Source organism: Streptomyces sp. NPDC048352 (assembly GCF_040651895.1).
Taxonomy (GTDB): domain Bacteria; phylum Actinomycetota; class Actinomycetes; order Streptomycetales; family Streptomycetaceae; genus Streptomyces.
Window position 1 is genome coordinate 150,704 of sequence record NZ_JBEZKZ010000002.1, and the last position, 26,090, is coordinate 176,793.

At 70.2% G+C, this 26,090-nt stretch carries 23 protein-coding genes, 1 tRNA gene and 1 pseudogene; 16 read left to right on the forward strand and 9 right to left on the reverse strand.

Annotated features, from left to right (window positions below; translation table 11 throughout):
* The first annotated feature begins 39 nt into the window (after positions 1-39).
* The 5 genes from AB0D45_RS01895 (at position 40) to trxA (ending at position 4,941) form a co-directional block, all read left to right on the forward strand.
* Positions 40-1,752: a serine/threonine protein kinase gene (locus AB0D45_RS01895; protein ID WP_362454851.1), complete on the forward strand. Its 1,713-nt coding sequence runs from the start codon at positions 40-42 to the stop codon at positions 1,750-1,752.
* A 26-nt stretch (positions 1,753-1,778) separates the two neighbouring features.
* Positions 1,779-2,480 carry an RNA polymerase sigma factor SigM gene (sigM, locus tag AB0D45_RS01900; RefSeq protein ID WP_361595710.1) on the forward strand — a complete coding sequence of 234 codons (702 nt, stop codon included), beginning with the start codon at positions 1,779-1,781 and terminating at the stop codon, positions 2,478-2,480.
* Positions 2,477-3,451, forward strand: coding sequence for a hypothetical protein (locus AB0D45_RS01905; RefSeq protein WP_362454852.1), 975 nt, complete (start codon positions 2,477-2,479; stop codon positions 3,449-3,451). The genes sigM and AB0D45_RS01905 overlap by 4 nt, the downstream gene beginning before the upstream one ends.
* Before the next feature lie 147 nt (positions 3,452-3,598).
* The gene (gene trxB / locus AB0D45_RS01910; protein ID WP_361595716.1) at positions 3,599-4,558 is read left to right on the forward strand and encodes a thioredoxin-disulfide reductase; all 960 of its coding nucleotides are present in this window, start codon (positions 3,599-3,601) and stop codon (positions 4,556-4,558) included.
* A gap of 50 nt (positions 4,559-4,608) precedes the next feature.
* Positions 4,609-4,941: a thioredoxin gene (gene trxA, locus AB0D45_RS01915; protein WP_361595719.1), complete on the forward strand. Its 333-nt coding sequence runs from the start codon at positions 4,609-4,611 to the stop codon at positions 4,939-4,941.
* Positions 4,942-5,013: 72 nt separating this feature from the next.
* Here the strand turns inward: trxA and AB0D45_RS01920 are convergent, their stop codons facing one another.
* The 9 genes and pseudogenes from AB0D45_RS01920 to rpmH all read right to left on the reverse strand — a co-directional run bounded on the left by AB0D45_RS01920 (position 5,014) and on the right by rpmH (position 11,490).
* Positions 5,014-5,637 carry a GNAT family N-acetyltransferase gene (locus AB0D45_RS01920; RefSeq protein ID WP_361595722.1) on the reverse strand — a complete coding sequence of 208 codons (624 nt, stop codon included), beginning with the start codon at positions 5,635-5,637 and terminating at the stop codon, positions 5,014-5,016.
* Positions 5,638-5,737: 100 nt separating this feature from the next.
* Positions 5,738-6,820 (reverse strand): ParB/RepB/Spo0J family partition protein, encoded by a 1,083-nt coding sequence (locus AB0D45_RS01925; RefSeq protein WP_362454853.1) that lies wholly within the window; start codon positions 6,818-6,820, stop codon positions 5,738-5,740.
* Entirely contained in the window at positions 6,817-7,917 is a 1,101-nt protein-coding gene (locus AB0D45_RS01930) for a ParA family protein (protein ID WP_362454854.1), read from the reverse strand. Before AB0D45_RS01930 ends, AB0D45_RS01925 begins: the two co-directional genes overlap by 4 nt.
* Before the next feature lie 256 nt (positions 7,918-8,173).
* Positions 8,174-8,911 carry a 16S rRNA (guanine(527)-N(7))-methyltransferase RsmG gene (gene rsmG, locus AB0D45_RS01935; protein WP_361595731.1) on the reverse strand — a complete coding sequence of 246 codons (738 nt, stop codon included), beginning with the start codon at positions 8,909-8,911 and terminating at the stop codon, positions 8,174-8,176.
* Positions 8,912-9,039: 128 nt separating this feature from the next.
* Complete coding sequence (locus AB0D45_RS01940) at positions 9,040-9,552, reverse strand: R3H domain-containing nucleic acid-binding protein (protein WP_361595734.1); 513 nt, start codon at positions 9,550-9,552, stop codon at positions 9,040-9,042.
* A gap of 16 nt (positions 9,553-9,568) precedes the next feature.
* A complete protein-coding gene (yidC, locus tag AB0D45_RS01945; protein WP_361595737.1) occupies positions 9,569-10,675 on the reverse strand; it encodes a membrane protein insertase YidC in 1,107 nt (368 codons plus the stop codon).
* Positions 10,676-10,705: 30 nt separating this feature from the next.
* Positions 10,706-10,960: pseudogene (gene yidD / locus AB0D45_RS01950) on the reverse strand (membrane protein insertion efficiency factor YidD); the annotation flags it as partial.
* Complete coding sequence (gene rnpA / locus AB0D45_RS01955) at positions 10,957-11,331, reverse strand: ribonuclease P protein component (RefSeq protein WP_362454855.1); 375 nt, start codon at positions 11,329-11,331, stop codon at positions 10,957-10,959. The gene rnpA and the pseudogene yidD, both read right to left, overlap by 4 nt.
* Before the next feature lie 21 nt (positions 11,332-11,352).
* On the reverse strand, positions 11,353-11,490 hold the full coding sequence (gene rpmH / locus AB0D45_RS01960) for a 50S ribosomal protein L34 (RefSeq protein WP_161180774.1): 138 nt from the start codon (positions 11,488-11,490) through the stop codon (positions 11,353-11,355).
* 359 nt (positions 11,491-11,849) lie between these two features.
* Here rpmH and dnaA point away from each other — a divergent pair, with 359 nt between their 5' ends.
* From dnaA to AB0D45_RS02015, 11 genes are all read left to right on the forward strand, one after another.
* A complete protein-coding gene (gene dnaA, locus AB0D45_RS01965) occupies positions 11,850-13,631 on the forward strand; it encodes a chromosomal replication initiator protein DnaA (protein WP_361595743.1) in 1,782 nt (593 codons plus the stop codon).
* 864 nt (positions 13,632-14,495) lie between these two features.
* Positions 14,496-15,626 (forward strand): DNA polymerase III subunit beta, encoded by a 1,131-nt coding sequence (gene dnaN, locus AB0D45_RS01970; protein ID WP_267088734.1) that lies wholly within the window; start codon positions 14,496-14,498, stop codon positions 15,624-15,626.
* 194 nt (positions 15,627-15,820) lie between these two features.
* Positions 15,821-16,696: a phosphogluconate dehydrogenase (NAD(+)-dependent, decarboxylating) gene (gnd, locus tag AB0D45_RS01975; protein ID WP_361595748.1), complete on the forward strand. Its 876-nt coding sequence runs from the start codon at positions 15,821-15,823 to the stop codon at positions 16,694-16,696.
* Positions 16,697-16,751: 55 nt separating this feature from the next.
* Complete coding sequence (recF, locus tag AB0D45_RS01980; protein WP_361595751.1) at positions 16,752-17,888, forward strand: DNA replication/repair protein RecF; 1,137 nt, start codon at positions 16,752-16,754, stop codon at positions 17,886-17,888.
* On the forward strand, positions 17,885-18,412 hold the full coding sequence (locus AB0D45_RS01985; protein ID WP_362454856.1) for a DciA family protein: 528 nt from the start codon (positions 17,885-17,887) through the stop codon (positions 18,410-18,412). Before recF ends, AB0D45_RS01985 begins: the two co-directional genes overlap by 4 nt.
* Positions 18,413-18,812: 400 nt before the next feature.
* The gene (gene gyrB, locus AB0D45_RS01990; protein ID WP_361595879.1) at positions 18,813-20,834 is read left to right on the forward strand and encodes a DNA topoisomerase (ATP-hydrolyzing) subunit B; all 2,022 of its coding nucleotides are present in this window, start codon (positions 18,813-18,815) and stop codon (positions 20,832-20,834) included.
* A gap of 42 nt (positions 20,835-20,876) precedes the next feature.
* Positions 20,877-23,489: a DNA gyrase subunit A gene (gene gyrA, locus AB0D45_RS01995; RefSeq protein ID WP_362454857.1), complete on the forward strand. Its 2,613-nt coding sequence runs from the start codon at positions 20,877-20,879 to the stop codon at positions 23,487-23,489.
* A gap of 3 nt (positions 23,490-23,492) precedes the next feature.
* Complete coding sequence (locus tag AB0D45_RS02000) at positions 23,493-24,143, forward strand: DUF3566 domain-containing protein (protein ID WP_362454858.1); 651 nt, start codon at positions 23,493-23,495, stop codon at positions 24,141-24,143.
* A 118-nt stretch (positions 24,144-24,261) separates the two neighbouring features.
* Positions 24,262-24,335 (forward strand) — tRNA-Ile (locus AB0D45_RS02005).
* Between the two features lie 146 nt (positions 24,336-24,481).
* Positions 24,482-24,616: a DLW-39 family protein gene (locus AB0D45_RS02010; protein WP_208809277.1), complete on the forward strand. Its 135-nt coding sequence runs from the start codon at positions 24,482-24,484 to the stop codon at positions 24,614-24,616.
* Between the two features lie 114 nt (positions 24,617-24,730).
* Positions 24,731-26,083, forward strand: a complete 1,353-nt coding sequence (locus AB0D45_RS02015; protein WP_362454859.1) for a hypothetical protein — start codon at positions 24,731-24,733, stop codon at positions 26,081-26,083.
* Positions 26,084-26,090: the final 7 nt, after the last annotated feature.

Here is a 26,090-nt window from a genome sequence, read left to right on the forward strand (position 1 = left end):
GGCCGACAGCGCGTAACGGATGGGGAGGCAGGGACGACGGTGGCGGAACGTAGCACGGCTGCCGTCGACGTGGCCGACAACAGCGGCGACCAGCCGCTGGCCGCAGATGCGGTGATGGCCACGGCCGACGGGGCGGACACCCAGAACGGACGAGCCTCGGACGGTCCCATGCCCGAGAAGGACGGCGAACGCAGGAGCGCGGCCCCCACGGCCGCGCCCGAACTCCACAGCGGCCACAAGCTCGCACGGCGCTACCGCCTGGAGGAGTGCGTCACCCGTTTGGACGGCTTCAGCAGCTGGCGGGCGATGGACGAGAAGCTGCGCCGCGCGGTGGGCGTCCACCTGCTGCCCGCCGATCACCCCAGGGCCCGTACCGTCCTGGCCGCCGCCCGCTCCTCCGCCCTGCTCGGCGACCCCCGGTTCGTCCAGGTCCTCGACGCCGTCGAGGAGAACGACCTCGTCTACGTCGTCCACGAGTGGCTGCCCGACGCCACCGAACTGACTTCCGTCCTCGCCGCCGGCACCCTCGAACCCCACGAGGCCTACCAGCTGGTCAGCCAGGTCTCCCAGGCCATGGCCGCCGCCCACCGCGAGGGGCTGGCGCACCTGCGCCTGACGCCCAGCGCGATACTGCGGACCTCCACGGGCCAGTACCGCATCCGCGGCCTCGCCGTGAACGCCGCCCTGCGCGGCATCACCAGCGACACCCCGCAGCGCGCCGACACCGAGGCCATCGGCGCCCTGCTGTACGCCGCCCTCACCCAGCGCTGGCCCTACGAGAACGACGCCTACGGTCTGCGCGGCCTGCCCAAGGGCGTCGGGCTGCTCGCCCCCGACCAGGTCCGCGCCGGCGTCCACCGGGGCCTCGGCGAGCTCGCCATGCGCGCCCTCGCCAACGACGGGGCCACCGCGTCCCGCCAGGAGCCCGCCTGCACCAGCCCGGAGGAGCTCGCCAAGGCCGTCGCCGCGATGCCCCGCATCCGGCCGCCGGAGCCCGCGTTCACCGCGCCCCCGGAGTACCAGCAGACCACCTACCAGCAGGGCACCTACGGCCGGCCCGCGCCGGTCGGCCAGCCCACCACGCAGGCGGTCCCCTCCATCCCGCCGCCGCCTTTGCAGAGCCGCACCGGCCGCGCCCTGAAGTGGGGCGTCGCCGCCCTGCTGATCGTCGCCCTGGGCCTCGGCAGCTGGCAGCTCGCCGACACCCTCCTGGAACGCAGCAACTCGAACGACGGCGAGAGCACCCAGACCCAGCAGCAGGGCCCCAACGACACGGCGCCGAAGAAGGAGCCCGTCCCGCTCTCCATCAAGGGCGCCCAGGAGTACGCGCCGGACGGCACCCCCCAGAACGCCGGCGACGTCGGCAAGACGTACGACGGGGACCCCTCCAGCTACTGGCGGACCAAGAGCTTCTCCGACGGCCCCCAGGTCGTGATCAAGCCGGGCGTCGGGATCGTCTACGACCTCGGCTCCGAGCAGGAGGTCAGCGAGGCCTCGATAGCGCTGAGGTACCCGGGAGACCACACCACCCTGACGTTGTACGCGGCCGACCGCCCCAAGGGCAGCATCGGCCAGATGAAGAAGATCGCGGCCACGACCACCAAGGACAGCAGCGTCAAGGTCACCGCGGAGAAGCCGGTCAAGGCGCGCTACCTGCTGGTGTGGATCACGGCCATGCCGTACGCCCCCTACGACAACTTCAGCGGCGCCGGCTACAAGCAGGGCATCACGGACGTGCAGTTCAAGGGCTGACGCGCGGCAGGGGAGGGGGCTCAGCGGTGGACGAAGCCGCGACCGGCGAGCGCAGCGACCAGGACCTCCTGGCCCTGCACGTCGCCGGCGATCCCGACGCCTTCGGGGAGCTGGTACGCCGCCACCGCGACCGGCTGTGGGCCGTCGCGCTGCGCACCCTCGGCGACCGCGAGGAGGCCGCCGACGCCGTGCAGGACGCCCTGGTCTCCGCCTACCGGGCCGCCCACACCTTCCGCGGCGACTCCGCCGTGACGACCTGGCTGCACCGCATCACCGTCAACGCCTGCCTCGACCGCGCCCGCAAGGCCGCCTCCCGCCGGACCTCCCCCCTCGACGACACGGACCGCCTGGAGCGGCTCCTGGAGCCCCACGAGTCGGCCGAGGCCCCCGCGGAGCGCCAGGACCTCCACCGCCAGCTCCTGGCCGCCCTCAGCACCCTCCCCGCCGAGCAGCGGGCCGCCCTCGTCCTCGTCGACATGCAGGGATACCCCGTCGCCGACGCCGCCCGCATCCTCGACGTCCCCACCGGCACCGTGAAGAGCCGGTGCGCGCGCGGCCGGGCCAAGCTCCTCCCGCTGCTCACTCATCTGCGCTCGAATGCCGGGGATAACAGCGCTTCGGAGCGGGGAAGGAACCGGACGCCGGGGACATCCGTCCCACCTGCGGCAGATCCCAGGCATCCAGAACCGGATCCAGACGCTGTGAAGGGCGGAGGTGGACGACCGTGAGCCCCACAACCGGCACGACCGGCACTGCAGGCACGACCTGGCACCCGGAGGTCTCCGAGATCTCCGACCTGACCGAAGGCCTGCTCTCCCCGTCCCGCACCGCCGAGGTGCGCGGCCATCTCGACGGCTGTGCCCTGTGCGCGGACGTCCAGGCCTCCTTGGAGGAGATCCGCTCCCTCCTCGGCACCCTTCCCGGGCCGCCGCGCATGCCCTCCGCCATCGCGGGCCGGATCGACGCCGCCCTCGCCGCCGAGGCACTCCTCGACTCCACGGCCTCCCGGGCCGAAGCCGCCCCCGCCGCCGAACCGCTCGCCGACAGCGATGTTCCACGTGAAACGTCCCCGGCCGGCGCCGGCCGCTCCGCCCGAGCCGAGGCCCACCGGCCCACCGGTCACCCGTCCGGCCCATCGGGCCCCGGCCGTCGACGGGCTCGGCGACGTATCGCCGTCCTCACCGGCCTGGCCGGAGCGGCCGCCTGCGCGCTCGGCGTCCTGCTGTTCAACGGACTGGGCGGCAGCGCCTCGCACGACACCGCCACGCGCAACGACACGGCGAGGACCTCCGCCGGCTCCGCCACCCCCGGCGAGTACACGGCCCAGGGACTCGGTCAGAGCGTCCGGCAGCTCCTCGCCGGCGAGGCCGCGGGGAACTCCCCCCGGACCGCGCCGGGTGAGACCAACAAGACCATGGGGCTGGAGAACACCCCGCCCGGTATGGCCCCCGCCGACCGGCTGGCCTCGCCGGAGCCGGCACCGGTCCCGCAGTGCGTCCAGCGGGCGACCGGGCGCACCGAACCCCCGGTCGCCGCCGAACGCGGCAGCTACCAGGGCGAGCCCGCCTACCTCGTCGTGCTGCCCCACTCGGGGGACCCCGCCCGGGTCGATGCCTATCTCGTGGCCGCCGACTGCGCGGACGATCCCGCGCAGACCCCCGGCCAGCCCCTGCTGACCAGCACATATCCCCGTAGCTGACGGGTACGGGGGGTGGTGCCCCGCGCGTTGGGAACCGGAGGGGGACAAGCGGGGAATGCGCGCGCCGTAGGATCCGTTGGGTGGGGTGAGAGTCCGCACCGGCCCCCGGTAGGCACCACGAAGTCCGCAGAGACGAGGAAAGAACCCGTGAGCGACGTACGAAACGTGATCATCATCGGCTCCGGGCCGGCCGGTTACACGGCCGCCCTGTACACCGCCCGCGCTTCGCTCAACCCCCTGGTCTTCGAGGGTGCCGTCACCGCCGGCGGCGCGCTGATGAACACCACCGAGGTCGAGAACTTCCCCGGCTTCCGTGACGGCATCATGGGCCCGGACCTCATGGACAACATGCGCGACCAGGCCGAGCGCTTCGGTGCCGAGCTCGTCCCGGACGACGTCGTCGCCGTGGACCTCACCGGTGACATCAAGACGGTCACGGACACGGCCGGCACGGTCCACCGCGCCAAGGCCGTCATCGTCACGACCGGCTCCCAGCACCGCAAGCTCGGCCTCCCCAACGAGGACGCGCTCTCCGGACGCGGTGTCTCCTGGTGCGCCACCTGCGACGGGTTCTTCTTCAAGGACCAGGACATCGCCGTCGTCGGCGGTGGTGACACCGCGATGGAGGAGGCCACCTTCCTCTCCCGGTTCGCCAAGTCGGTCACGATCGTCCACCGCCGTGACAGCCTGCGCGCCTCCAAGACCATGCAGGACCGCGCCTTCGCCGACCCGAAGATCAAGTTCGCCTGGGACAGCGAGGTCGCCGAGATCCACGGCGAGCAGAAGCTCTCCGGCCTCACCCTGCGCAACACCAAGACCGGGGAGACCTCCGAGCTGCCCGTGACCGGCCTCTTCATCGCCGTCGGACACGACCCGCGCACGGAGCTGTTCACCGGGCAGCTCGAGCTGGACGAGGAGGGCTACCTCAAGGTCGACGCCCCCTCGACGCGTACCAACCTCACCGGTGTCTTCGGCGCCGGCGACGTCGTGGACCACACGTACCGTCAGGCGATCACCGCTGCGGGCACCGGCTGCTCCGCCGCCCTGGACGCGGAGCGATTCCTCGCTGCCCTCTCGGACGCCGAGCCGGCGGCCGTCACCGTCTGACCCAGCTCCATCCCCACACTCCACACCCCGTAGAAGAGAAGGAGGCCGCTGTGGCCGGCACCCTCAAGAACGTGACCGACGCGGACTTCGACGAAGTCGTCCTGCGCAGCGCCAAGCCCGTGCTGGTGGACTTCTGGGCCGCGTGGTGCGGCCCGTGCCGGCAGATCGCCCCTTCGCTGGAGGCCATCGCCGCCGAGCACGGCGAGCAGATCGAGGTCGTCAAGCTCAACATCGACGAGAACCCGGCCACGGCGGCCAAGTACGGCGTCATGTCCATCCCGACGCTCAACGTCTACCAGGGCGGCGAGGTCGCCAAGACCATCGTCGGTGCCAAGCCCAAGGCCGCCATCCTCCGTGACCTCGAGGGCTTCATCCAGGCCTGACGGATCCATGTTTCACGTGAAACGGGGCCGCCCCCAAGGGCGGCCCCGTTCGCATGTCCCCACGCCGCGCGTTCACAGGGGGCGCAGCGCCGGTTCCTTCCGGGCTCTCGCCCCGCCCAACAGCCGGTCCAGGGCCAGCTCCACGTCTTCCTTCCACGACAGCGTCGTGCGCAGCTCCAGCCTCAGCCGGGGATGGGCCGGATGGGGCCGTACGGTCTTGAAGCCCACCGACAACAGATGGTCGGCCGGCAGCAGGCACGCGGGCCGCTCCCACCGCGCTTCGCCGAAGGCCTCGATCGCCTTGAAGCCACGCCGCAGCAGGTCCTTCGCGACCGTCTGGACCATCACCCGTCCCAGGCCCTGCCCCTGATACCCCGGCATGATCCAGCCCGTGATCAGCTGCACCGCGTCCGGGGACACCGGGCTCGTCGGGAAGGAAGCGGCCCTCGGCACATAGGCGGGCGGCGCGTACAGGACGAACCCCACCGGGACGTCGTCCACGTAGACCACCCGGCCGCAGGAGCCCCAGTCCAGCAGGACGGCGGAGATCCAGGCCTCCTTCTCCAGCTCCGGGGTGCCCGCCTTCACGGCGGCGTCGCCGGTGACGGGATCCAGCTCCCAGAACACGCAGCTCCGGCAACGCCTGGGCAGATCCTGGAGGTTGTCCAGCGTGAGCGGTACCAGCCGACGACCCATGACGCCATCGTAAGCACTGCCCCCTGCTTCTTCGAGTGTGGACATCTCGAAGAAGCAGGGGGCAGTAAGAAGCAGGGGGCAGTGAGGAGGCAGTCGGGTGCTACTCCCCGGAGAGGCCCTGGTCGAGGACCCGGCCTTCGCCCGGCGCCAGGGTCCCCAGGATCCGCTCCAGATCCTCCATCGAGGCGAACTCGACGGTGATCTTGCCCTTCTTCTGGCCCAGATCCACCTTCACCCGCGTCTCAAACCGGTCCGACAGACGGGTCGCCAGCTCGCTGAGCGCCGGAGACACCCGCGTCCCGGCTCGCGGGCCCTTGGGCTTCACGGTGCTCGACGGCTCCGTACCCATGAGCTGCACGATCTCCTCGACCGACCGCACCGACAGGCCCTCGGCCACGATCCGCTGGGCCAGACGCACCTGCTCCTCGGCGTTCTCCACCGATACCAGCGCCCGTGCATGTCCCGCCGACAGCACTCCTGCGGCCACCTTGCTCTGCACCTCGGGCGAGAGCCTGAGCAGCCGCAGGGTGTTCGTGACCTGCGAACGTGATCGTCCGATCCGGTCCGCCAGCTGGTCATGGGTGCACTTGAAGTCCCCGAGGAGCTGGCCGTAGGCGGCCGCCTCCTCCAGCGGGTTCAGCTGCACCCGGTGCAGGTTCTCCAGCAGGGCGTCCAACAGGAGCTTGTCGTCCTCCGTGGCCCGGATGATCGCGGGGATGCGCTCCAGCCCCGCCTGGCCGCAGGCCCGGAAGCGCCGCTCGCCCATGATCAGCTCATAGCGCCCGGGCCCGGTCTCCCGGACCACCACGGGCTGCAGCAGGCCCACCGTCCGGATCGAGGTCACCAGCTCCGCGAGCGCGTCCTCGTCGAGGTGCTCCATATTGCGTGGCTGACGCGGGTTCGGCGCGATCGCATCCAGCGGAAGCTCCGCGAAGGTCGCCCCGGCCACCTCCTCGGCCACCGCCTGCGGAGCCGCCGTCGCAACGGGCGGCAACGTTTCACGGGAAACATCCGCCTGTACGAGTGAAGCGAGCTTCGCCGCGGCGATCCCCCGCTCCGACGGCAGCACCGGCAGCGCTGACGGGGACGCCGAACCGGTACCCATGACCGGTGTCTTCTCCTGGGGAGCGGCCGGGATCAGCGCGCCGAGCCCCCGCCCCAGACCCCTACGTCGCTCGCTCACTGGATCCCCTCCGCCACGCTCTGCGTGCTGTTCATGCCCGCGCCCGGATGGGCGTGCTGGGCGTCGTAATGGATTCCGGCACCCCGCAGCGCGATCTCGCGCGCTGCCTCCAGGTAGGAAAGGGCGCCACTGGAACCCGGGTCGTACGTAAGAACCGTCTGCCCGTAGCTCGGGGCCTCCGAGATGCGCACCGACCGCGGGATGCTCGTACGCAGCACCTCGTTGCCGAAGTGGGTGCGCACCTCCTCCGCCACCTGCGAGGCCAGCCGCGTCCTGCCGTCGTACATCGTCAGCAGGATCGTCGACACGTGCAGCGTCGGATTCAGGTGGGCCCGTACCAGGTCGACATTGCGCAGCAGCTGTCCCAGCCCCTCCAGCGCGTAGTACTCGCACTGGATGGGGATCAGCACTTCCGCCCCGGCCACCAGGGCGTTCACCGTCAGTAGGCCCAGGGAGGGCGGGCAGTCGATGAGGATGTAGTCGAGGGGCTGCTCGTAGGCCTGGATCGCCCGCTGGAGCCGGCTCTCACGGGCCACCAGCGACACCAGCTCGATCTCCGCTCCCGCGAGGTCGATCGTGGCCGGGGCGCAGAAGAGCCCTTCCACGTCCACCACCGGCTGGACGACTTCCAGCAGCGGGCGGCTGTCCACGAGCACGTCGTAGATGGAGGGGACGTCCGCGTGGTGGTCGATCCCCAGCGCCGTGGAGGCGTTGCCCTGCGGGTCGAGGTCGATGACCAGGACCCGCGCACCGTGCAGGGCCAGCGAGGCCGCCAGGTTCACGGTCGTCGTGGTCTTGCCGACCCCGCCCTTCTGGTTGGCGACGACCACGATCCGGGTCTGCGCCGGCCGCGGCAGAGGCGTACCGGTGCGGCCCATCGCCTCGATCGCCTGCTGGGCGGCGCGGGCGATGGGGGTGTCCTCGTTGTCGTCGTTGTCCACGAGGGGTGGGGACGATGTTTCACGTGAAACATCGTCGCCGGGCGATTCAGAGCGGGGACCGGGGACCGGATCGGCCATCGGCCCCGCGAGGTTGGCGTCGGACCGCACGGTGTCACTCTCCTCGGCAGCGGGCTCGCGATGAACAGAGACTGCCATGCCACCCGGCTCGCGAACCAGCGGGGCCCGCACTCCTGTGGATGAATCCACCGTTGTGGACAACTCCGTCACCCCCTCGTCCTTGCGCGGACGAGGGGCCGCAGCGGCACGGCCGCGGTTGATGATCCCGTGCAGCAGAGAGCGATGTTTCACGTGAAACACGATGCCCGGACGGCGTCTTCAGCCCGCTACGACACTCCGAAATCCATACCGATAGGGCGCAACACGCCCCATATCGGACCGCCCTCCGCCAGGGTCAGCGGCGCCTGCGGGTCCGCCCCACGCGTGCGGCCTTGGCCCGCTTAGCCGCGAACCTCACTCCGCCGGGGCTTTCGCCCACCTCCACCCGCACCACCGTGGACATCGGGTCGACGACGCCCTCTCCCACATGGAGCACTGAGGTCTTCACCACACCCAGCTTGGTCAGCGCGACCTTCGCCGAGACCAGCTCCTCCTCGGCGGTGTCGCCCTTCAGGGCCAGCATCTCCCCGTAGGGACGCAGCAGCGGCACGCCCCAGCCCGCGAGCCGGTCCAGCGGGGCCACCGCGCGGGCCGTCACCACGTGCACCGGCTGGAGCTTGCCGAGCACTTCCTCGGCCCGGCCGCGCACCACGGTCACATGGTCCAGCCCGAGCAGCTCCACGGCTTCCTGGAGGAAGTTCGTCCGACGCAGCAAGGGTTCCAGCAGGGTGATCTTCAGATCCCGCCGCACCAGAGCGAGCGGGATGCCTGGCAGGCCGGCACCCGAACCCACGTCGCACACGGTGACCCCCTCCGGGACCACCTCGGACAGCACCGCACAGTTCAGCAGGTGCCGCTCCCACAGACGGGGCACCTCGCGCGGCCCGATCAGGCCCCGCTTGACCCCCGCGTCCGCCAGCAGCTCCGCATACCGCACAGCTTCCGGGAAAAACTCACCGAACACCGCGCGCGCCTCGTCGGGCGCCGGGGGCGCCTCTTCAGGCGCCGGGGGAAGCTCCGCTGCCTCCGTCACGGGGACCGTCCTTCCGTACAGAACCGCTCACGCCAAAACCGTGTCGTTCAACCGTGTCGTTCAACTGCCAGGCTTACAAACTTCGGCCCCGCCTGCGACACAGGCGGGGCCGACACACAACTTTCCCGTCAGGCCGGGAGCACAACGACGAAGCGCTGCGGCTCCTCGCCCTCGGACTCGCTCTTCAGGCCGGCGGCCGCCACGGCGTCGTGGACGACCTTGCGCTCGAACGGCGTCATCGGGGCCAGCTTCAGCGCCTCACCCGAGGCCTTCACGTCCGCCGCGGCCTTGGCGCCCAGCGCCGCGAGCTCCTCGCGCTTCTTCGCCCGGAAACCGGCGATGTCCAGCATCAGCCGGCTGCGGTCCCCGGTCTCCCGGTGCACGGCGAGGCGGGTCAGCTCCTGGAGGGCCTCCAGGACCTCCCCGTCACGGCCCACGAGCTTCATCAGGTCGCGGCTGGAGGAGTCGCTGACGATCGACACCGCGGCGCGGTCGGCCTCGACGTCCATGTCGATGTCGCCGTCCAGGTCGGCGATGTCCAGCAGACCCTCAAGGTAGTCGGCCGCGATCTCACCCTCCTGCTCGAGGCGGGTCAGGGTGTCGCCACTCTCAGCGGCGGCGGTGGTGGTGCCTTCCGTCACGGGAGGGACTCCTTACTTACTTCTTGGAGGGCTTGCTGGGGGGCGTCTGACGCTTGGACTTCGTCTGCCGCTTCGGCTGCTGCCGCTTCGTGGCGACACCACCGCTCGCCGCGTCCGAGTCGGCCGTGGCCTCAGAACTCTTGATCACGGAGCCGTCCGCCTGCGCGGCCATGCCCTGCTTCGTCAGCGCGGTGATGAACTTCCGCTCGTTGTCGTTGCGGTCCGGGCCCTTGGCCACGATCGCCGCGACGATCTTCTTCTTGCTCCGGCCCTTGACGTCGCCGTGGGTGCTGACGTGCTTCAGCAGGCGCGTGAGGTACTGGTCCTGCGCCTTGCTGCCCGGCGTCGGGTTCTGGTTGATCACGTACATCTGCTGGCCCATGGTCCACACGTTGGTGGTCAGCCAGTAGACGAGGACACCGACGGGGAAGTTGATGCCCATGAACGCGAAGATCAGCGGGAAGATGTACATGAGCATCTTCTGCTGCTGCATGAAGGGCGTCTTGACCGAGAGGTCGACGTTCTTCTGCATCAGCTGGCGCTGCGTGTAGAACTGCGACAGCGACATCATGACGATCATGACGGCGGTCACGATCCGCACATCGGTGATCGAGGCCCCGAGCTTCGCCACCTCTTCGGAGCTGTTCATGAACTTGGCGGCCAGCGGGGCGCCGAAGATGTGCGCCTGGCGGGCACTCTCCAGCAGCGACTGGTTGATGACGCCGATGGTCTTGCCGCTCGCGATGGACGAGAGCACGTGGTAGAGCGCGAAGAAGAACGGGGACTGCGCCAGGATGGGAAGGCACGAGGAGAGCGGGTTGGTGCCCGTCTCCTTGTACAGCTTCATCATCTCTTCGGACTGACGCTGCTTGTCGTTCTTGTAGCGCTCCTGGATCGCCTTCATCTTCGGCTGGAGCGCCTGCATGCCGCGCGTCGCCTTGATCTGCTTCACGAAGAGCGGGATCAGACAGATACGGATCAGGACCACCAGGGACACGATGGACAGGCCCCAGGCCCACCCACTGTCCGCACCGAAGATCGCGCCGTAGACCTTGTGGAACTGGACGATGATCCACGACACGGGTGTGGTGATAAAGCTGAACAGACTGGCAATCGTGTCCACTAATCAGGCTCCTTGAGCATTGCGAGATCTACGCAACGCACTGCGCAGCTGCTCGTGCCAACGCGGGCGTTTCCGGGGTGGGACATGATCCACACCACCCGGGGACCACGGATTGCACCGCAGGATCCGCCAGGCGGTCAGAGCCGTCCCCTTCACCGCACCATGCCGGTCGATGGCCGTGAACCCGTAGTGCGAGCACGACGGGTAATAGCGGCACACCGGCCCGAGCAGCGGACTGATCGTCCACTGGTACAGCTTGATCAAAGCGAGCAGCGGGTACTTCATCGAGCCACGCCTCCCAGCAGCCGCGCCAAGGCGGCGTCCAGGTCGCGGGCCAGCTCGTCGACGCCGGCATCAGCGGCACCGGGCAGAGCCCGCACCACCACCAGGCTACCGGGGGGCAGCTGAGCCAGCCGGTCGCGGACGAGATGGCGCAGTCGGCGCTTGACCCGGTTGCGGACGACGGCGATGCCCACGGCCTTGCTGACGACGAAACCCGCACGCGGCGGGGGATCCATATCCCCCGGCGCGTGCGGGTCCGTTGCACCGCTTGTACGTAGGTGGACGACGAGGAGCGGGCGACCGGCCCGGCGCCCTCGGCGCACCGCGCTCGCGAAGTCCTCGCGCCGCCTCAGCCGATTTTCGGGAGACAGCACGACGTCACGACCTGCGCGTTGTTACGCGGAAAGGGCGGTGCGGCCCTTGCTGCGACGGTTCGCGAGGATCGCGCGACCGGCACGGGTACGCATCCGCAGGCGGAAGCCGTGGGTCTTGGCACGACGGCGGTTGTTCGGCTGGAAGGTGCGCTTGCTCACTCGGGGGCTCCAGAGAATGAATCGTTGTGGCGGTACATCGCCTGGCTGTCACCGTGCGCCCACGAGGAACTCGCGTGTTCGCCCGAGTGGACACCGCTAAACGATCACAAGTAGTGATCTTCGCCCATCGGTAGGCAGGCGGCAGCAGCCATCGACAACTCGACCTCGTTACGGTACGCGCGGCTACGCCATCCGGTCAAACCGAGCGGGCCCTGCCCCACACTGTGCACAGGCTGTGGACAACGACTTGAACCCTAGCCACCGGCCTGACTACCGTTGTCTGATCCCGGATTTTTCGTCCCGACCGTCCCAAAGAACCACACATTCGTGGGACCGGGACCTGTGAGAGAGCGTGCTCTGTGGCTGACGTACCTGCCGATCTTGCCGCAGTGTGGCCACGCGTGCTCGAGAAGCTGCTCGGGGAGGGCCAGCAGGGCATCGAGCCCAAGGACAAGCAGTGGGTGGAACGGTGCCAGCCCCTGGCCCTCGTCGCCGACACCGCGCTGCTCGCCGTCCCCAACGAATGGGGCAAGCGCGTCCTCGAGGGCCGCCTCGCCCCGCTCATCAGCGACGCCCTCAGCCGTGAGTGCGGCCGCCCCATCCGGATCGCGATCACCGTGGACGACTCCGCGGGCGAGCCCGCGCCGCCGGCCCCGCCCGCCTCCTCCCCGCGCGAGGGCTACGAGCCGTACGGCGGCCAGCGCCCCGGCGGCGGTCCGGGCGACGACCAGCTCCCCACCGCCCGCCCCGCCTACCCCGAGTACCAGCAGCCCCGCCAGGAGCCCGGCTCCTGGCCCCGCGGCGGGCAGGACGACTACGGCTGGCAGCAGCAGCGCCTCGGCGGCTTCCCCGAGCGGGACCCGTACGCCTCTCCCCAGCCGGGCTACCTCCAGCAGTCCGAGCCGGGCGGCTACGACCAGGGCGGCTACGACCAGCAGAAGTACGACCAGCAGAAGTACGAGTCCCAGGGCTACGAGCAGCAGAAGTACGAGCCCCAGGGCTACGACCAGCAGCAGTACGACCAGCCCGCCGCGCGCTCCTCCCCGGGCCGCCCGGGCCCGCCGCCGTCGGCTCCTTCCGGCGGCTCCACCTCGGGCCCGCTGGAGCCGACCGCACGGCTGAACCCTAAGTACCTCTTCGACACCTTCGTCATCGGCGCCTCCAACCGCTTCGCGCACGCCGCCGCGGTGGCCGTCGCCGAGGCGCCGGCGAAGGCGTACAACCCCCTCTTCATCTACGGGGAGTCGGGGCTCGGCAAGACGCACCTGCTGCACGCCATCGGGCACTACGCGCGGAGCCTCTACCCCGGCACCCGCGTGCGGTACGTGAGCTCGGAGGAGTTCACCAACGAGTTCATCAACTCCATCCGCGACGGCAAGGGCGACGCGTTCCGCAAGCGCTACCGCGAGATGGACATCCTGCTCGTCGACGACATCCAGTTCCTCGCGAGCAAGGAGTCGACGCAGGAGGAGTTCTTCCACACCTTCAACACGCTCCACAACGCCAACAAGCAGATCGTCCTCTCCTCCGACCGGCCGCCCAAGCAGCTCGTCACCCTGGAGGACCGGCTCCGCAACCGCTTCGAGTGGGGCCTGATCACCGACGTCCAGCCGCCCGAGCTGGAGACCCGCATCGCGATCCTGCGCAAGAAGGCCGTCCAGGAGCAGCTCAACGCCCCGCCGGAGGTACTGGAGTTCATCGCCTCCCGCATCTCGCGCAACATCCGCGAGCTGGAGGGGGCGCTGATCCGCGTCACGGCCTTCGCGAGCCTCAACCGGCAGCCGGTGGACCTCGGTCTCACGGAGGACGTCCTCAAGAACCTGATCCCCGGCGGCGAGGACAGCGCGCCCGAGATCACCGCGGCCGACATCATGGCCGCCACCGCCGACTACTTCGGGCTCACGGTGGACGACCTGTGCGGCTCCTCGCGCAGCCGGGTCCTGGTCACCGCCCGGCAGATCGCCATGTACCTGTGCCGGGAGCTCACCGACCTGTCCCTCCCCAAGATCGGGGCCCAGTTCGGCGGCCGCGACCACACCACCGTCATGCACGCGGACCGCAAGATCCGCGCCCTGATGGCGGAACGCCGCTCGATCTACAACCAGGTCACGGAGCTCACCAACCGCATCAAGAACGGCTGACGCGGGCCCCTCGGGGGCCTGCTGGCGGTCCCTCAGGCCGCACCAGAGGGCGCTTCCGGACCACACCGGGGGCGCCCTTCTTCGTCCGCGCGCCCCTGCTCTGTTCGAATGCGCCCCCGCGAGGGGCCGTCATCCACAGATTTCCCCGGTTTCTTCCGTCCACAGCCTGAGGACAGCGCCCGTCACGCACAATCTGTCCACAGGCATCCGGGTTGAGGAACCATCAGACCAGGTCAACCGCCTGTGGAATTGTGCGCAAGCGTCATCCACAGCCTGTGGACAGAAAATTCGTCCACAGGCTCGTCCACGCCTCTGTCCACCGCCGACCCACAGGTTGCCGCATCCTGTGCACAGGTTCCCGGCGGTTCTCCACACCGTTGTCCACTGTTCGGCAACCGCACACCCGCGGTCACCGCCCCGAGTGAAAGCGGTCACACGGATGTCGACGTTTGGTCTGTGGACCACTGGGGAAAAGCTGGGGACACACCTGTGGAGTAATGCGGGTCCCCTGGGGACGGCCTGTGCAGAACTTTCCTTTCTCCACAGGGACCCCGGGTTGTCCACCGGTGCCACCCACAGGGTGTGGGGATAAAAAACCGGTGCTGACCTGCGAGAACGGGCTTATCCACCGTTTCCACAGGCCCTACTACTACCCCCATGGAGAGTTAGGCCGGTTTCGGTTTTCAAGCAGGCCCTGTGCACAACTCGCCGGACGGCCGCCCGGACGCCCCGCTCCCGACTTGACCGCCGGCCGCGACGGCTGTCGGCGCCGTACGTCAGACTGGTCCCCGGCATCGGTCGAGGCATCGACGAGCCGACGACGAAGGCCGGCAGACGAGCGAGCAACAGCAGGAGGCGGTTCCGGTGAAGATCCGGGTGGAGCGCGACGTACTCGCGGAGGCGGTGGCCTGGGCTGCACGCAGCCTCCCGGCCCGGCCGCCGGTGCCCGTACTCGCGGGCCTGCTGCTGAAGGCCGAGGACGGCACCCTGTCCCTCTCCGGCTTCGACTACGAGGTCTCGGCCCGCGTCTCCGTCGAGGCGGACGTCGAGGAGGACGGCACCGTCCTCGTCTCCGGCCGGCTCCTCGCCGACATCTGCCGCGCCCTCCCCAACCGCCCGGTGGAGATTTCCACAGACGGTGTACGGGCGACCGTGGTCTGCGGCTCCTCGCGGTTCACCCTCCACACCCTGCCTGTGGAGGAGTACCCGGCGCTGCCCCAGATGCCGACCGCGACGGGCACCGTCCCCGGCGAGGTGTTCGCCTCCGCCGCCGCCCAGGTGGCCATCGCCGCCGGCCGCGACGACACGCTGCCCGTCCTGACCGGTGTCCGCATCGAGATCGAGGGCGACCGCGTCACCCTGGCCTCCACCGACCGCTACCGCTTCGCGGTCCGCGAGTTCCTGTGGAAGCCCGAGAACCCGGACGCCTCGGCCGTGGCCCTGGTGCCCGCCAAGACGCTCCTGGACACCGCGAAGTCCCTCACCAGCGGCGACACGGTCACGCTGGCGCTCTCCGGCTCCGGCCAGGGCGAGGGCCTCATCGGCTTCGAGGGCGCGGGCCGCCGCACCACCACCCGCCTGCTCGAGGGCGACCTGCCGAAGTACCGCACGCTCTTCCCGACGGAGTTCAACTCCATCGCCGTGATCGAGACCGCCCCGTTCGTCGAGGCCGTCAAGCGCGTGGCCCTCGTCGCCGAGCGCAACACCCCGGTCCGCCTCAGCTTCGAGCAGGGCGTGCTCATCCTGGAGGCCGGGTCCAGCGACGATGCACAGGCTGTGGAGCGGGTCGACGCGAAGCTGGAGGGCGACGACATCTCGATCGCCTTCAACCCGACGTTCCTGCTGGACGGCCTGAGCGCCATCGACTCGCCGGCCGCCCAGCTCAGCTTCACCACGTCGACCAAGCCCGCACTGCTCAGCGGGCGCCCGGCGGTCGACGCGGAGGCCGACGAGGCCTACAAGTACCTGATCATGCCGGTCCGCCTCTCCGGCTGACCGCTCCCGCCGTACGCCGGCACCGGGCCCGGTCTCGCAGCCGCGAGAGCCGGGCCCGGCGCCGTCCGGACCGGCCGCGGGCCATGCCCCGGCGTAGGCTCGGATCCGGCGGGCAGCCCCGGAAAGCGACCGGAAACCACCGGTACCGGGGGAGCCCCCGTACAGACGGCCCCAACGCTTAAGGAACCCACCTGATGGAGCTCGGTCTCGTCGGTCTCGGCAAGATGGGCGGCAACATGCGCGAGCGCATCCGCCGCGCAGGCCACACCGTCATCGGATACGACCGCAACCCGGACCTCGCCGACGTCCACAGCCTGCAGGAGCTTGTGGACAGCCTGCAGTCCCCCCGCGTCGTGTGGGTGATGGTCCCGGCAGGGGCTGCCACGCAGTCCACCGTCGACGAGCTGGCGGAGCTGCTCTCGCCCGGCGACATCGTCGTCGACGGCGGCAACTCGCGCTGGACCGACGACGAGAAGCACGCCGAGGAGCTCAAGGCCAAGGGCATCGGCTTCGTCGACTGCGGCGTCTCCGGCGGCGTCTGGGGCCTGGAGAACGGCTACGCGCTGATGTACGGCGGCGAGGAGAAGCACGTCGCCGCGGTCCAGCCGGTCTTCGACGCCCTCAAGCCCGAGGGTGACTTCGGCGCCGTGCACGCCGGCAAGGTCGGCGCGGGCCACTTCGCGAAGATGGTCCACAACGGCATCGAGTACGCCATGATGCAGGCCTACGCCGAGGGCTGGGAGCTCCTGGAGAAGGTCGACTCGGTCACCGACGTCCGCGAGGTGTTCCGGTCCTGGCAGCAGGGCACGGTCATCCGCTCCTGGCTGCTGGACCTCGCCGTCAACGCGCTGGACGAGGACGAGCACCTGGAGCAGCTCCGGGGCTTCGCCCAGGACTCGGGCGAGGGCCGCTGGACGGTCGAGGCGGCCATCGACAACGCGGTCCCGCTGCCGGCGATCACGGCCTCGCTGTTCGCCCGGTTCGCGTCCCGCCAGGACGACTCGCCGCAGATGAAGATGATCGCCGCGCTGCGCAACCAGTTCGGCGGCCACGCGGTCGAGAAGAAGTAGCAGCACCACAGCACCACGAGCACAGCAGCAGGAAGCCGGGGGAGGTCGGCGCCGTATGCATGTTTCGCATCTCTCATTGGCCGACTTCCGCTCGTACGCCCGGGCCGAGGTTCCCCTCGCCCCGGGCGTCACCGCTTTCGTGGGCCCCAACGGCCAGGGCAAGACGAACCTGGTCGAGGCCATCGGCTACCTGGCCACGCTGGGCAGCCACCGCGTCTCCTCGGACGCCCCGCTCGTCCGGATGGGCGCGGAGCGGGCCGTCATCCGGGCCGCCGTCACCCAGGGCGAACGCCGCCAGCTGGTCGAGCTCGAACTGAACCCGGGCCGCGCCAACCGCGCCCGCATCAACCGGTCCTCGCAGGTCAGGCCCCGTGACGTCCTGGGGATCGTACGCACCGTGCTGTTCGCCCCCGAGGACCTCGCCCTGGTCAAGGGCGACCCGGGGGAGCGGCGCCGCTTCCTGGACGAACTGGTGACGGCCCGCTCGCCGCGCATGGCGGCGGTCCGCTCCGACTACGAGCGCGTGCTCAAGCAGCGCAACACCCTCCTGAAGTCCGCCGCGATGGCCCGCAGGCACGGCGGCCGCTCCATGGACCTCTCCACCCTCGACGTCTGGGACCAGCACCTGGCGCGCGCCGGAGCCGAGCTGCTCGCCCAGCGGCTCGACCTGATCGCCACGCTGCTGCCGCTGGCGGACAAGGCGTACGAGCAGCTCGCGCCCGGCGGTGGCCCGCTCGGGCTCGCGTACAAGTCCTCCGCGGGCGAGCCCGTGGACAGCGGCGCGGCGCGTACCCGGGAGGAGCTGTACGAGGTGCTGCTTGCCGCCCTGGCCGGGATCCGCAAGCAGGAGATCGAACGCGGGGTCACCCTGGCCGGCCCGCACCGGGACGACCTCCTGCTGCGCCTGGGCGAGCTGCCCGCGAAGGGGTACGCCAGCCACGGCGAGTCCTGGTCGTACGCGCTGGCGCTGCGCCTGGCCTCGTACGAGCTGCTGCGCTCGGAGGGGGCGGAGCCGGTGCTGATCCTGGACGACGTCTTCGCGGAGCTGGACGCGCGCCGCCGCGAGCGCCTCGCGGAACTGGTGGCGCAGGGCGAGCAGGTCCTGGTGACGGCGGCGGTGGACGACGACGTCCCGGGCGTGCTGGCGGGCACCCGGTTCGCGGTGTCCGGCGGTGAGGTGACCCGGCTGTGAACGAGGGCGAGCAGCACCGGCGCAAGGCCCCGGAGCCGTCCGGGGTGGATCTGGCCCGCCAGGCCCTCGCGGCCGCCCGGGAGCAGGCCCGCGCCCGGGGCAACGCGGCCGGCGGCCGCAAGCGCCAGCAGCAGCCCGGGCTGCGCTCGGGCGCGCGCGCCGACGGGCGGGACCCGATGCCGCTGATGGCGGCCCTGGACCGGCTGCGCACGGAACGCGGCTGGGAGATGCCGATCGCGGTGGCCGGCGTGATGGAGCGCTGGGCGGAGATCGTCGGCCCGGAGATCGCGGCGCACTGTGAACCGGAACGCTACGAGGACCGTGAGCTCCTCGTACGGTGCGATTCCTCGGCCTGGGCCGCGCAGCTGAAGCTGCTGGCCCCGCAGCTGGTGGCGCGGCTGAACGCGGAGCTCGGCCAGGGCACGGTGCGGCTGATCAAGGTGCAGGGTCCCGGCGGGCGCCCGAAGCGGTACGGGCCGTGGCGGGCCCCGGGCAGCACCGGACCGGGCGACACCTACGGCTGATCGGCCTCCGGCCGCCGCGCGCCGCATGCCGCGGCGGTCCTACGCCGGCCCCCAGGGCCCGCGTACCTCCGGCGGAGGCCCCGGGAGGGCCCCGCGGAGCCCCCGCCCGACCGCCCTGGCGCGACGGGCGCGGGTGGTGTCCCTCACGGTAGTGGAAGGTTGACAGGCCGAAGCGCTGGATGCCCGCGTGAGCCACTTTGAGCCCCTCCCCGAATATGGGGAGTCTCGGAGAGGAGGTTCAGGGCGGCACATGCGGACTCAGGCACCGGCAAACCCCCATTCGTGTCAGCGATACCGGTAGACTGGAGACAATCCTGCCCGTTCGCGGGGTCAGGCAGACAACGCAGATCGACGCGGCCGCTCCCGCCGGCGCACACGCTGGTCCGGGGTACGGGCTGCGCTGTGCCAGAAAGGGCGCTTCGTGGCCGATTCCGGCGACTCCAACGAGAAGAATTACGACGCCAGTGCCATCCAGGTCCTCGAGGGCCTGGATGCGGTCCGCAAGCGGCCGGGTATGTACATCGGCTCGACCGGTGAGCGTGGCCTGCACCACCTCGTGCAGGAGGTCGTGGACAACTCCGTCGACGAGGCCATGGCCGGGCACGCGGACACGATCGACGTGACGATCCTGGCCGACGGCGGCGTGCGTGTGGTCGACAACGGCCGCGGCATCCCGGTCGGCATCGTGCCGTCCGAGGGGAAGCCGGCCGTCGAGGTCGTCCTGACGGTCCTGCACGCGGGCGGCAAGTTCGGCGGCGGCGGCTACGCGGTCTCCGGCGGTCTGCACGGCGTCGGCGTTTCCGTCGTGAACGCCCTGTCGACCAAGGTCGCGGTCGAGGTCAAGACGGACGGTTTCCGCTGGACCCAGGACTACAAGCTGGGCGTGCCGACGGCCCCGCTGGCCAAGAACGAGGCGACCGACGAGCACGGCACGTCGGTGACGTTCTGGGCCGACCCCGACGTCTTCGAGACGACCGACTACTCCTTCGAGACGCTCTCGCGGCGCTTCCAGGAGATGGCCTTCCTCAACAAGGGCCTGACCCTGACGCTGACCGACGAGCGGGAGTCGGCGAAGGCCACGGTCGGCGCCGACGACCCGGACGCCGAGGCCTCCGAGCCCGCGGCGCGCACGGTGAAGTACTACTACGAGGGCGGCATCGTCGACTTCGTGAAGTACCTCAACTCGCGCAAGGGCGAGCTGATCCACCCGACCGTCATCGACGTCGAGGCCGAGGACAAGGAGCGCATGCTCTCGGTCGAGATCGCGATGCAGTGGAACTCGCAGTACACCGAGGGCGTCTACTCCTTCGCGAACACGATCCACACCCACGAGGGCGGCACCCACGAAGAGGGCTTCCGCGCGGCGCTGACCGGCCTGGTCAACCGCTACGCGCGGGACAAGAAGCTGCTCCGCGAGAAGGACGACAACCTCGCCGGCGAGGACATCCGCGAGGGTCTGACGGCGATCATCTCGGTCAAGCTCGGCGAGCCCCAGTTCGAGGGCCAGACGAAGACGAAGCTGGGCAACACGGAGGCCAAGACCTTCGTGCAGAAGGTCGTCCACGAGCACCTCAACGACTGGTTCGACCGCAACCCGGTCGAGGCCGCGGACATCATCCGCAAGTCGATCCAGGCGGCCACGGCGCGCGTCGCGGCCCGCAAGGCCCGTGACCTCACCCGTCGCAAGGGCCTGCTGGAGAGCGCCTCGCTGCCGGGCAAGCTGTCCGACTGCCAGTCGAACGACCCGACCAAGTGCGAGATCTTCATCGTCGAGGGCGACTCCGCCGGCGGCAGCGCGAAGTCCGGCCGCAACCCGATGTACCAGGCCATCCTGCCTATCCGCGGCAAGATCCTGAACGTCGAGAAGGCCCGGATCGACAAGATCCTCCAGAACACCGAGGTCCAGGCGCTGATCAGCGCCTTCGGCACCGGTGTGCACGAGGACTTCGACATCGAGAAGCTGCGGTACCACAAGATCATCCTGATGGCGGACGCCGACGTCGACGGCCAGCACATCAACACCCTGCTGCTGACCTTCCTGTTCCGCTTCATGCGCCCGCTGGTCGAGGCCGGTCACGTGTACCTGTCCCGCCCGCCGCTGTACAAGATCAAGTGGGGTCGCGACGACTTCGAGTACGCGTACTCGGACCGCGAGCGCGACGCCCTGGTCGAGCTCGGCAAGCAGAACGGCAAGCGGATCCGCGAGGACTCGATCCAGCGCTTCAAGGGTCTGGGCGAGATGAACGCCGAGGAACTGCGCGTCACCACCATGGACGTGGACCACCGCGTGCTCGGCCAGGTCACCCTGGATGACGCGGCGCAGGCCGACGACCTGTTCTCGGTGCTGATGGGTGAGGACGTCGAGGCACGGCGCTCCTTCATCCAGCGCAACGCCAAGGACGTCCGCTTCCTCGACATCTGAGTCGGCCCGACGCTGACCGCCCGAAAGGACTTCTGACCGGCAATGGCCGACGAAACCACCCCCACCGCCGAGAACGCCGCGGAGGAGCAGCCGGTGCTGCGCATCGAGCCCGTCGGGCTCGAGACGGAGATGCAGCGCTCCTACCTCGACTACGCGATGTCCGTCATCGTCTCGCGCGCGCTGCCCGACGTCCGCGACGGCCTCAAGCCCGTCCACCGGCGCGTGCTGTACGCGATGTACGACGGCGGCTACCGGCCCGAGAAGGGCTTCTACAAGTGCGCCCGCGTCGTCGGCGACGTCATGGGCACGTACCACCCGCACGGCGACAGCTCCATCTACGACGCCCTGGTCCGCCTGGCCCAGCCGTGGTCGATGCGCATGCCGCTGGTGGACTCCAACGGCAACTTCGGCTCGCCGGGCAACGACCCGGCCGCCGCGATGCGGTACACCGAGTGCAAGCTCATCCCGCTGGCCATGGAGATGCTCCGGGACATCGACGAGGAGACCGTCGACTTCCAGGACAACTACGACGGCCGCAACCAGGAGCCGACGGTCCTGCCGGCCCGGTTCCCGAACCTGCTGGTCAACGGCAGCGCCGGCATCGCGGTCGGCATGGCCACCAACATCCCGCCGCACAACCTGCGCGAGGTCGCGGCCGGCGCGCAGTGGGCGCTGGAGCACCCGGACGCCACGCACGAGGAGCTGCTCGACGCGCTCATCGAGCGGATCAAGGGCCCGGACTTCCCCTCCGGTGCGCTGGTCGTGGGCCGCAAGGGCATCGAGGAGGCGTACCGCACCGGGCGCGGCTCCATCACGATGCGCGCGGTGGTCGAGGTCGAGGAGATCCAGAACCGCCAGTGCCTGGTGGTGACGGAGCTCCCGTACCAGACCAACCCGGACAACCTCGCGCAGAAGATCGCCGACCTGGTGAAGGACGGCAAGATCGGCGGCATCGCCGACGTGCGCGACGAGACCTCCTCGCGCACCGGTCAGCGCCTGGTGATCGTGCTCAAGCGCGACGCCGTCGCCAAGGTCGTGCTGAACAACCTCTACAAGCACACCGACCTGCAGACGAACTTCGGCGCGAACATGCTGGCGCTGGTGGACGGGGTGCCGCGCACCCTGTCGATCGACGCGTTCATCCGCCACTGGGTGCAGCACCAGATCGAGGTCATCGTCCGGCGCACGCGCTTCCGCCTGCGCAAGGCGGAGGAGCGGGCGCACATCCTGCGCGGCCTGCTCAAGGCGCTGGACGCCATCGACGAAGTCATCGCCCTGATCCGGCGCAGCAACACCGTCGAGATCGCGCGCGAGGGCCTGATGGGCCTCCTGGAGATCGACGAGATCCAGGCCAACGCGATCCTCGAGATGCAGCTGCGGCGCCTGGCGGCCCTGGAGCGGCAGAAGATCGTCTCCGAGCACGACGAGCTCCAGGCCAAGATCAACGAGTACCACGGGATCCTCTCCTCGCCGGAGAAGCAGCGCTCGATCGTCAGCGAGGAACTGGCCGCGCTCGTCGAGAAGTACGGCGACGACCGGCGCTCGAAGCTGGTGCCCTTCGACGGCGACATGTCCATGGAGGACCTGATCGCCGAAGAGGACATCGTCGTCACCATCACGCACGGCGGCTACGTCAAGCGGACCAAGACCGAGGACTACCGCTCGCAGAAGCGCGGCGGCAAGGGCGTGCGCGGCACGAAGCTGAAGCAGGACGACCTGGTCGACCACTTCTTCGTCTCCACCACGCACCACTGGCTGCTGTTCTTCACCAACAAGGGCCGCGTCTACCGGTCCAAGGCCTACGAGCTCCCGGACGCCGGCCGGGACGCGCGCGGGCAGCACGTGGCGAACCTGATGGCCTTCCAGCCGGACGAGAAGATCGCCCAGGTGCTCGCGATCCGCGACTACGAGGCCGCGCCCTACCTGATCCTGGCCACCAAGGGCGGCCTGGTGAAGAAGACGGCGCTCAAGGACTACGACTCGCCCCGTTCGGGCGGCGTCATCGCGATCAACCTCCGGGAGACCGAGGCCGGCGGCGACGACGAGCTGATCGGCGCCGAGCTGGTGTCCGCCGAGGACGACCTGCTGCTCATCAGCAAGAAGGCGCAGTCGATCCGCTTCACCGCGACCGACGACGCGCTGCGCCCGATGGGCCGTGCCACCTCGGGCGTGAAGGGCATGAGCTTCCGCGAGGGTGACGAACTGCTGTCGATGAGCGTTGTCCGGCCGGGTACGTTCGTCTTCACCGCCACCGACGGCGGCTACGCCAAGCGGACGGCCGTGGACGAGTACCGCGTCCAGGGCCGTGGCGGTCTGGGCATCAAGGCGGCGAAGATCGTCGAGGACCGCGGATCGCTCGTCGGCGCGCTGGTGGTGGACGAATCGGACGAGATCCTCGCCATCACGCTCGGCGGTGGTGTGATCCGTACGCGCGTCAGCGAAGTCAGGGAGACCGGCCGTGACACCATGGGCGTCCAGCTGATCAACCTGGGCAAGCGCGATGCCGTGGTCGGCATCGCTCGTAACGCCGAGGCCGGTCAGGAAGCTGACGAGGCCGACGAGATCGAGTCAGAGATCGAGGCCGCGGCGGCCGACGCCCCGGCCGCCGATGCCGCCGGGGGCACGGAGCCCTCGGTCGGGGAGCACGAGGAGTAAGTCGTGAGTGGAGCCACGGGCGCCGGACCGGCCGAGACTGGAGCGAACGGTGCCCGTGGCCCCGCCGCGGACTCCCAGGGGGGAACCGTGACGGACACCCGAGAACCGGAACCCAAGCCGAAGGCGCAGACCAAGGCGAAGGACCAGTCGAAGGACCAGGCCAAGGACCAGGCCAAGGGCCAGGCCAAGCAGCAGCAGCCCCAGAAGCCCCCGCAGGCCGCCGCGGTGCCCTCGGGCCCGGGCGCGCAGCGCGGGGCCCGTCCGGGGGTCCGTACGGCCCCCAGGACCCGCAAGGCGCGCCTGCGGGTGGCCAAGGCCGACCCGTGGTCGGTGATGAAGGTCAGCTTCCTGCTGTCGATCGCGCTCGGCCTGTGCACCGTCGTCGCGGCGGCGGTGCTGTGGATGGTCATGGACGCCATGGGCATCTTCTCGACCGTCGGCGGCACCATCAGCGAGGCCACCGGCTCGAACGAGAGCAACGGGTTCGACCTCCAGTCGTTCCTGTCGCTGCCGCGCGTGCTGATCTTCACCTCGGTCATCGCGGTGATCGACGTGGTGCTGATGACGGCGCTGGCGACGCTGGGCTCGTTCATCTACAACCTGTCGGCGGGCTTCGTGGGCGGCGTGGAGCTCACGCTGGCCGAGGACGAATGACCCGCTGATTGACCTGCGGGGAAGCCCGCCGGCACTGCCGGCAGGGGCCTCGCCCCGGGGGATTTTGGCTCGACCGCGTCTGTGCGCTAATCTTCAGGAGTCAGCGCGCAGCGCGGATGGGGCTATAGCTCAGTTGGTTAGAGCGCATCCCTGATAAGGATGAGGCCACAGGTTCAAATCCTGTTAGCCCCACAGAAGTCGAAGACCCCCAGGCCGAAGGCCCGGGGGTCTTCGTCGTTGGGCCGTGCGGGGGAGTCCCAGATAACCGATCGGTATCGGTCGGTGTGTATTGTTGGCCGCCAGAAGTCCCCAACGTCTACGAAAGACGAGGTCGCGCCGTGAAGAAGCTGCTCCTGGTCGCACTGGCCGCCATCGGCGGGCTCCTCGTGTACCGCCAGATCCAGGCGGACCGCGCCGAGCAGGACCTGTGGACGGAGGCTACCGACTCCGTGCCTTCCGGTTCCGGTGTGTGAGCCCCACGATTGATTCCGCGAAGCCCCGGCCGCCGCTGCTGCCGGGGCTTCGTGCTGTTCTGTGTTCGAATACGCAAATATTTGGCTTGCTGTAGCAAATTCGGGGTGGGCGTGATGGTGCGGGTACGTCGGATGCGTCGGGCGCCGCTGGCCGGGGCGGCGGCCCTGGGGCTGGTGGCCTGGCTGGCGGGGTTCCCCGCGGCGGCGCACGCGCTCCCGGCCGCCGGGCCGTCCGGGGCGCCCTCGGGCTCCGCCCGGCCGGTGCCGCCGTACCGTCCCGCCGACGGCGCCAAGCCGGTCCGGGGCGCCGCCTCGACGGCGGACGCCCCGCCGCTGGAGGCCGGCACCTTCTACGAGGACACCCTGGCGCCGGGCGAGCGGGTCTACCGGCTGGCGCTCGACGGCACCTCCACCGTGTACGTCTCCGCCGTGCTGCGCCCGCCCGCCGGGAGCAGGACCGGCTACGGCGACGGCCTCGAGGTCGAGGTCATGACCAGCGGCGGCCGGGCCTGCCCGAACAACCCGGGCCGGGCCTCCTTCGGCTACGACCCCGTCCCGCTGGGCGCGGTGGGCCAGCGGCGGCTGGAGGAGGACGCCGAGTGCCAGAGCCCGGGCACGTACTACGCGAAGGTCACCCGGACCGCGGCCAAGGACTCCTCCCAGGAGGCGTGGCCGGTGGAACTCCTCGTGATGCGCGAGCCGGCCCCGGCCGCGGGCACCGCCCCGACCGCCGCGCCCGGCGTCTGGCCCTCGGCCTCCCCGACCCTGCCGGTCACGGACCCGGTGGCCCGGACGGGAGGCACCGGCTTCAACGACGCGCGCGCCCTGGGCCCCGGGGTGTGGCGCGACGACCTGCGCCCGGGCCAGACCCGGTTCTACCGGGTGCCGCTGGACTGGGGGCAGCAGCTGGGGATCGGCGCCGAGATCGCCAAGGCCCGGATGACCAAGGACTACGGTTCCGCCGCGAACGGGCTCACCGTCTCGGTGTACAGCCCGTACCGGGGGCTCGTGGAGTCCAAGGACACCTCCTACGACGGCAAGCAGGCGGCCGTGACGCTGCCGAGGACCGCGCCGGTGGCGTACGAGAACCGCTTCTCCGACGCCACCGCGGCACGGCCGGTACGGGTCGCGGGGTGGTACTACGTCGCCGTCACCCTGGGCGGGAAGGTCGGGGAGTTCATCGAGGACGCGACGCCCGTGCCGCTCACGCTGCGGCTGGACGTGTCCGGGGGGCCGGCCAAGGCCCCGGGCTACCGGGAGAGCCTGGCGGCCGCCGGGTTCGGTGTGGGCGAGGCCGATCGGGCCGCCGCGAAGGAGGGGCTCACCGCCCCGGAGGCCGCGGCCGCGCGGGACGACGCCTCGGTGATGCGGGTCGTGATGGTGGCCGGCTTCGGGACCGGGGCGGTGCTGCTGCTCGGGCTCGGCGGGTGGATCCTGCTGGCCCGGCGCGGCGCGGGCCGGGCCTGACCGGGAG

What these genes read in the sequence shown, in the direction of transcription:
- AB0D45_RS01920 (WP_361595722.1), bottom strand. Translation starts at nt 5,637, where the DNA reads ATGGGTCGTCGGCTGGTACCGCTCACGCTGGACAACCTCCAGGATCTG.
- gyrA (WP_362454857.1), top strand. Translation starts at nt 20,877, where the DNA reads ATGGCCGACGAAACCACCCCCACCGCCGAGAACGCCGCGGAGGAGCAG.
- AB0D45_RS02015 (WP_362454859.1), top strand. Translation starts at nt 24,731, where the DNA reads ATGGTGCGGGTACGTCGGATGCGTCGGGCGCCGCTGGCCGGGGCGGCG.
- recF (WP_361595751.1), top strand. Translation starts at nt 16,752, where the DNA reads ATGCATGTTTCGCATCTCTCATTGGCCGACTTCCGCTCGTACGCCCGG.
- gnd (WP_361595748.1), top strand. Translation starts at nt 15,821, where the DNA reads ATGGAGCTCGGTCTCGTCGGTCTCGGCAAGATGGGCGGCAACATGCGC.
- AB0D45_RS01930 (WP_362454854.1), bottom strand. Translation starts at nt 7,917, where the DNA reads ATGGCAGTCTCTGTTCATCGCGAGCCCGCTGCCGAGGAGAGTGACACC.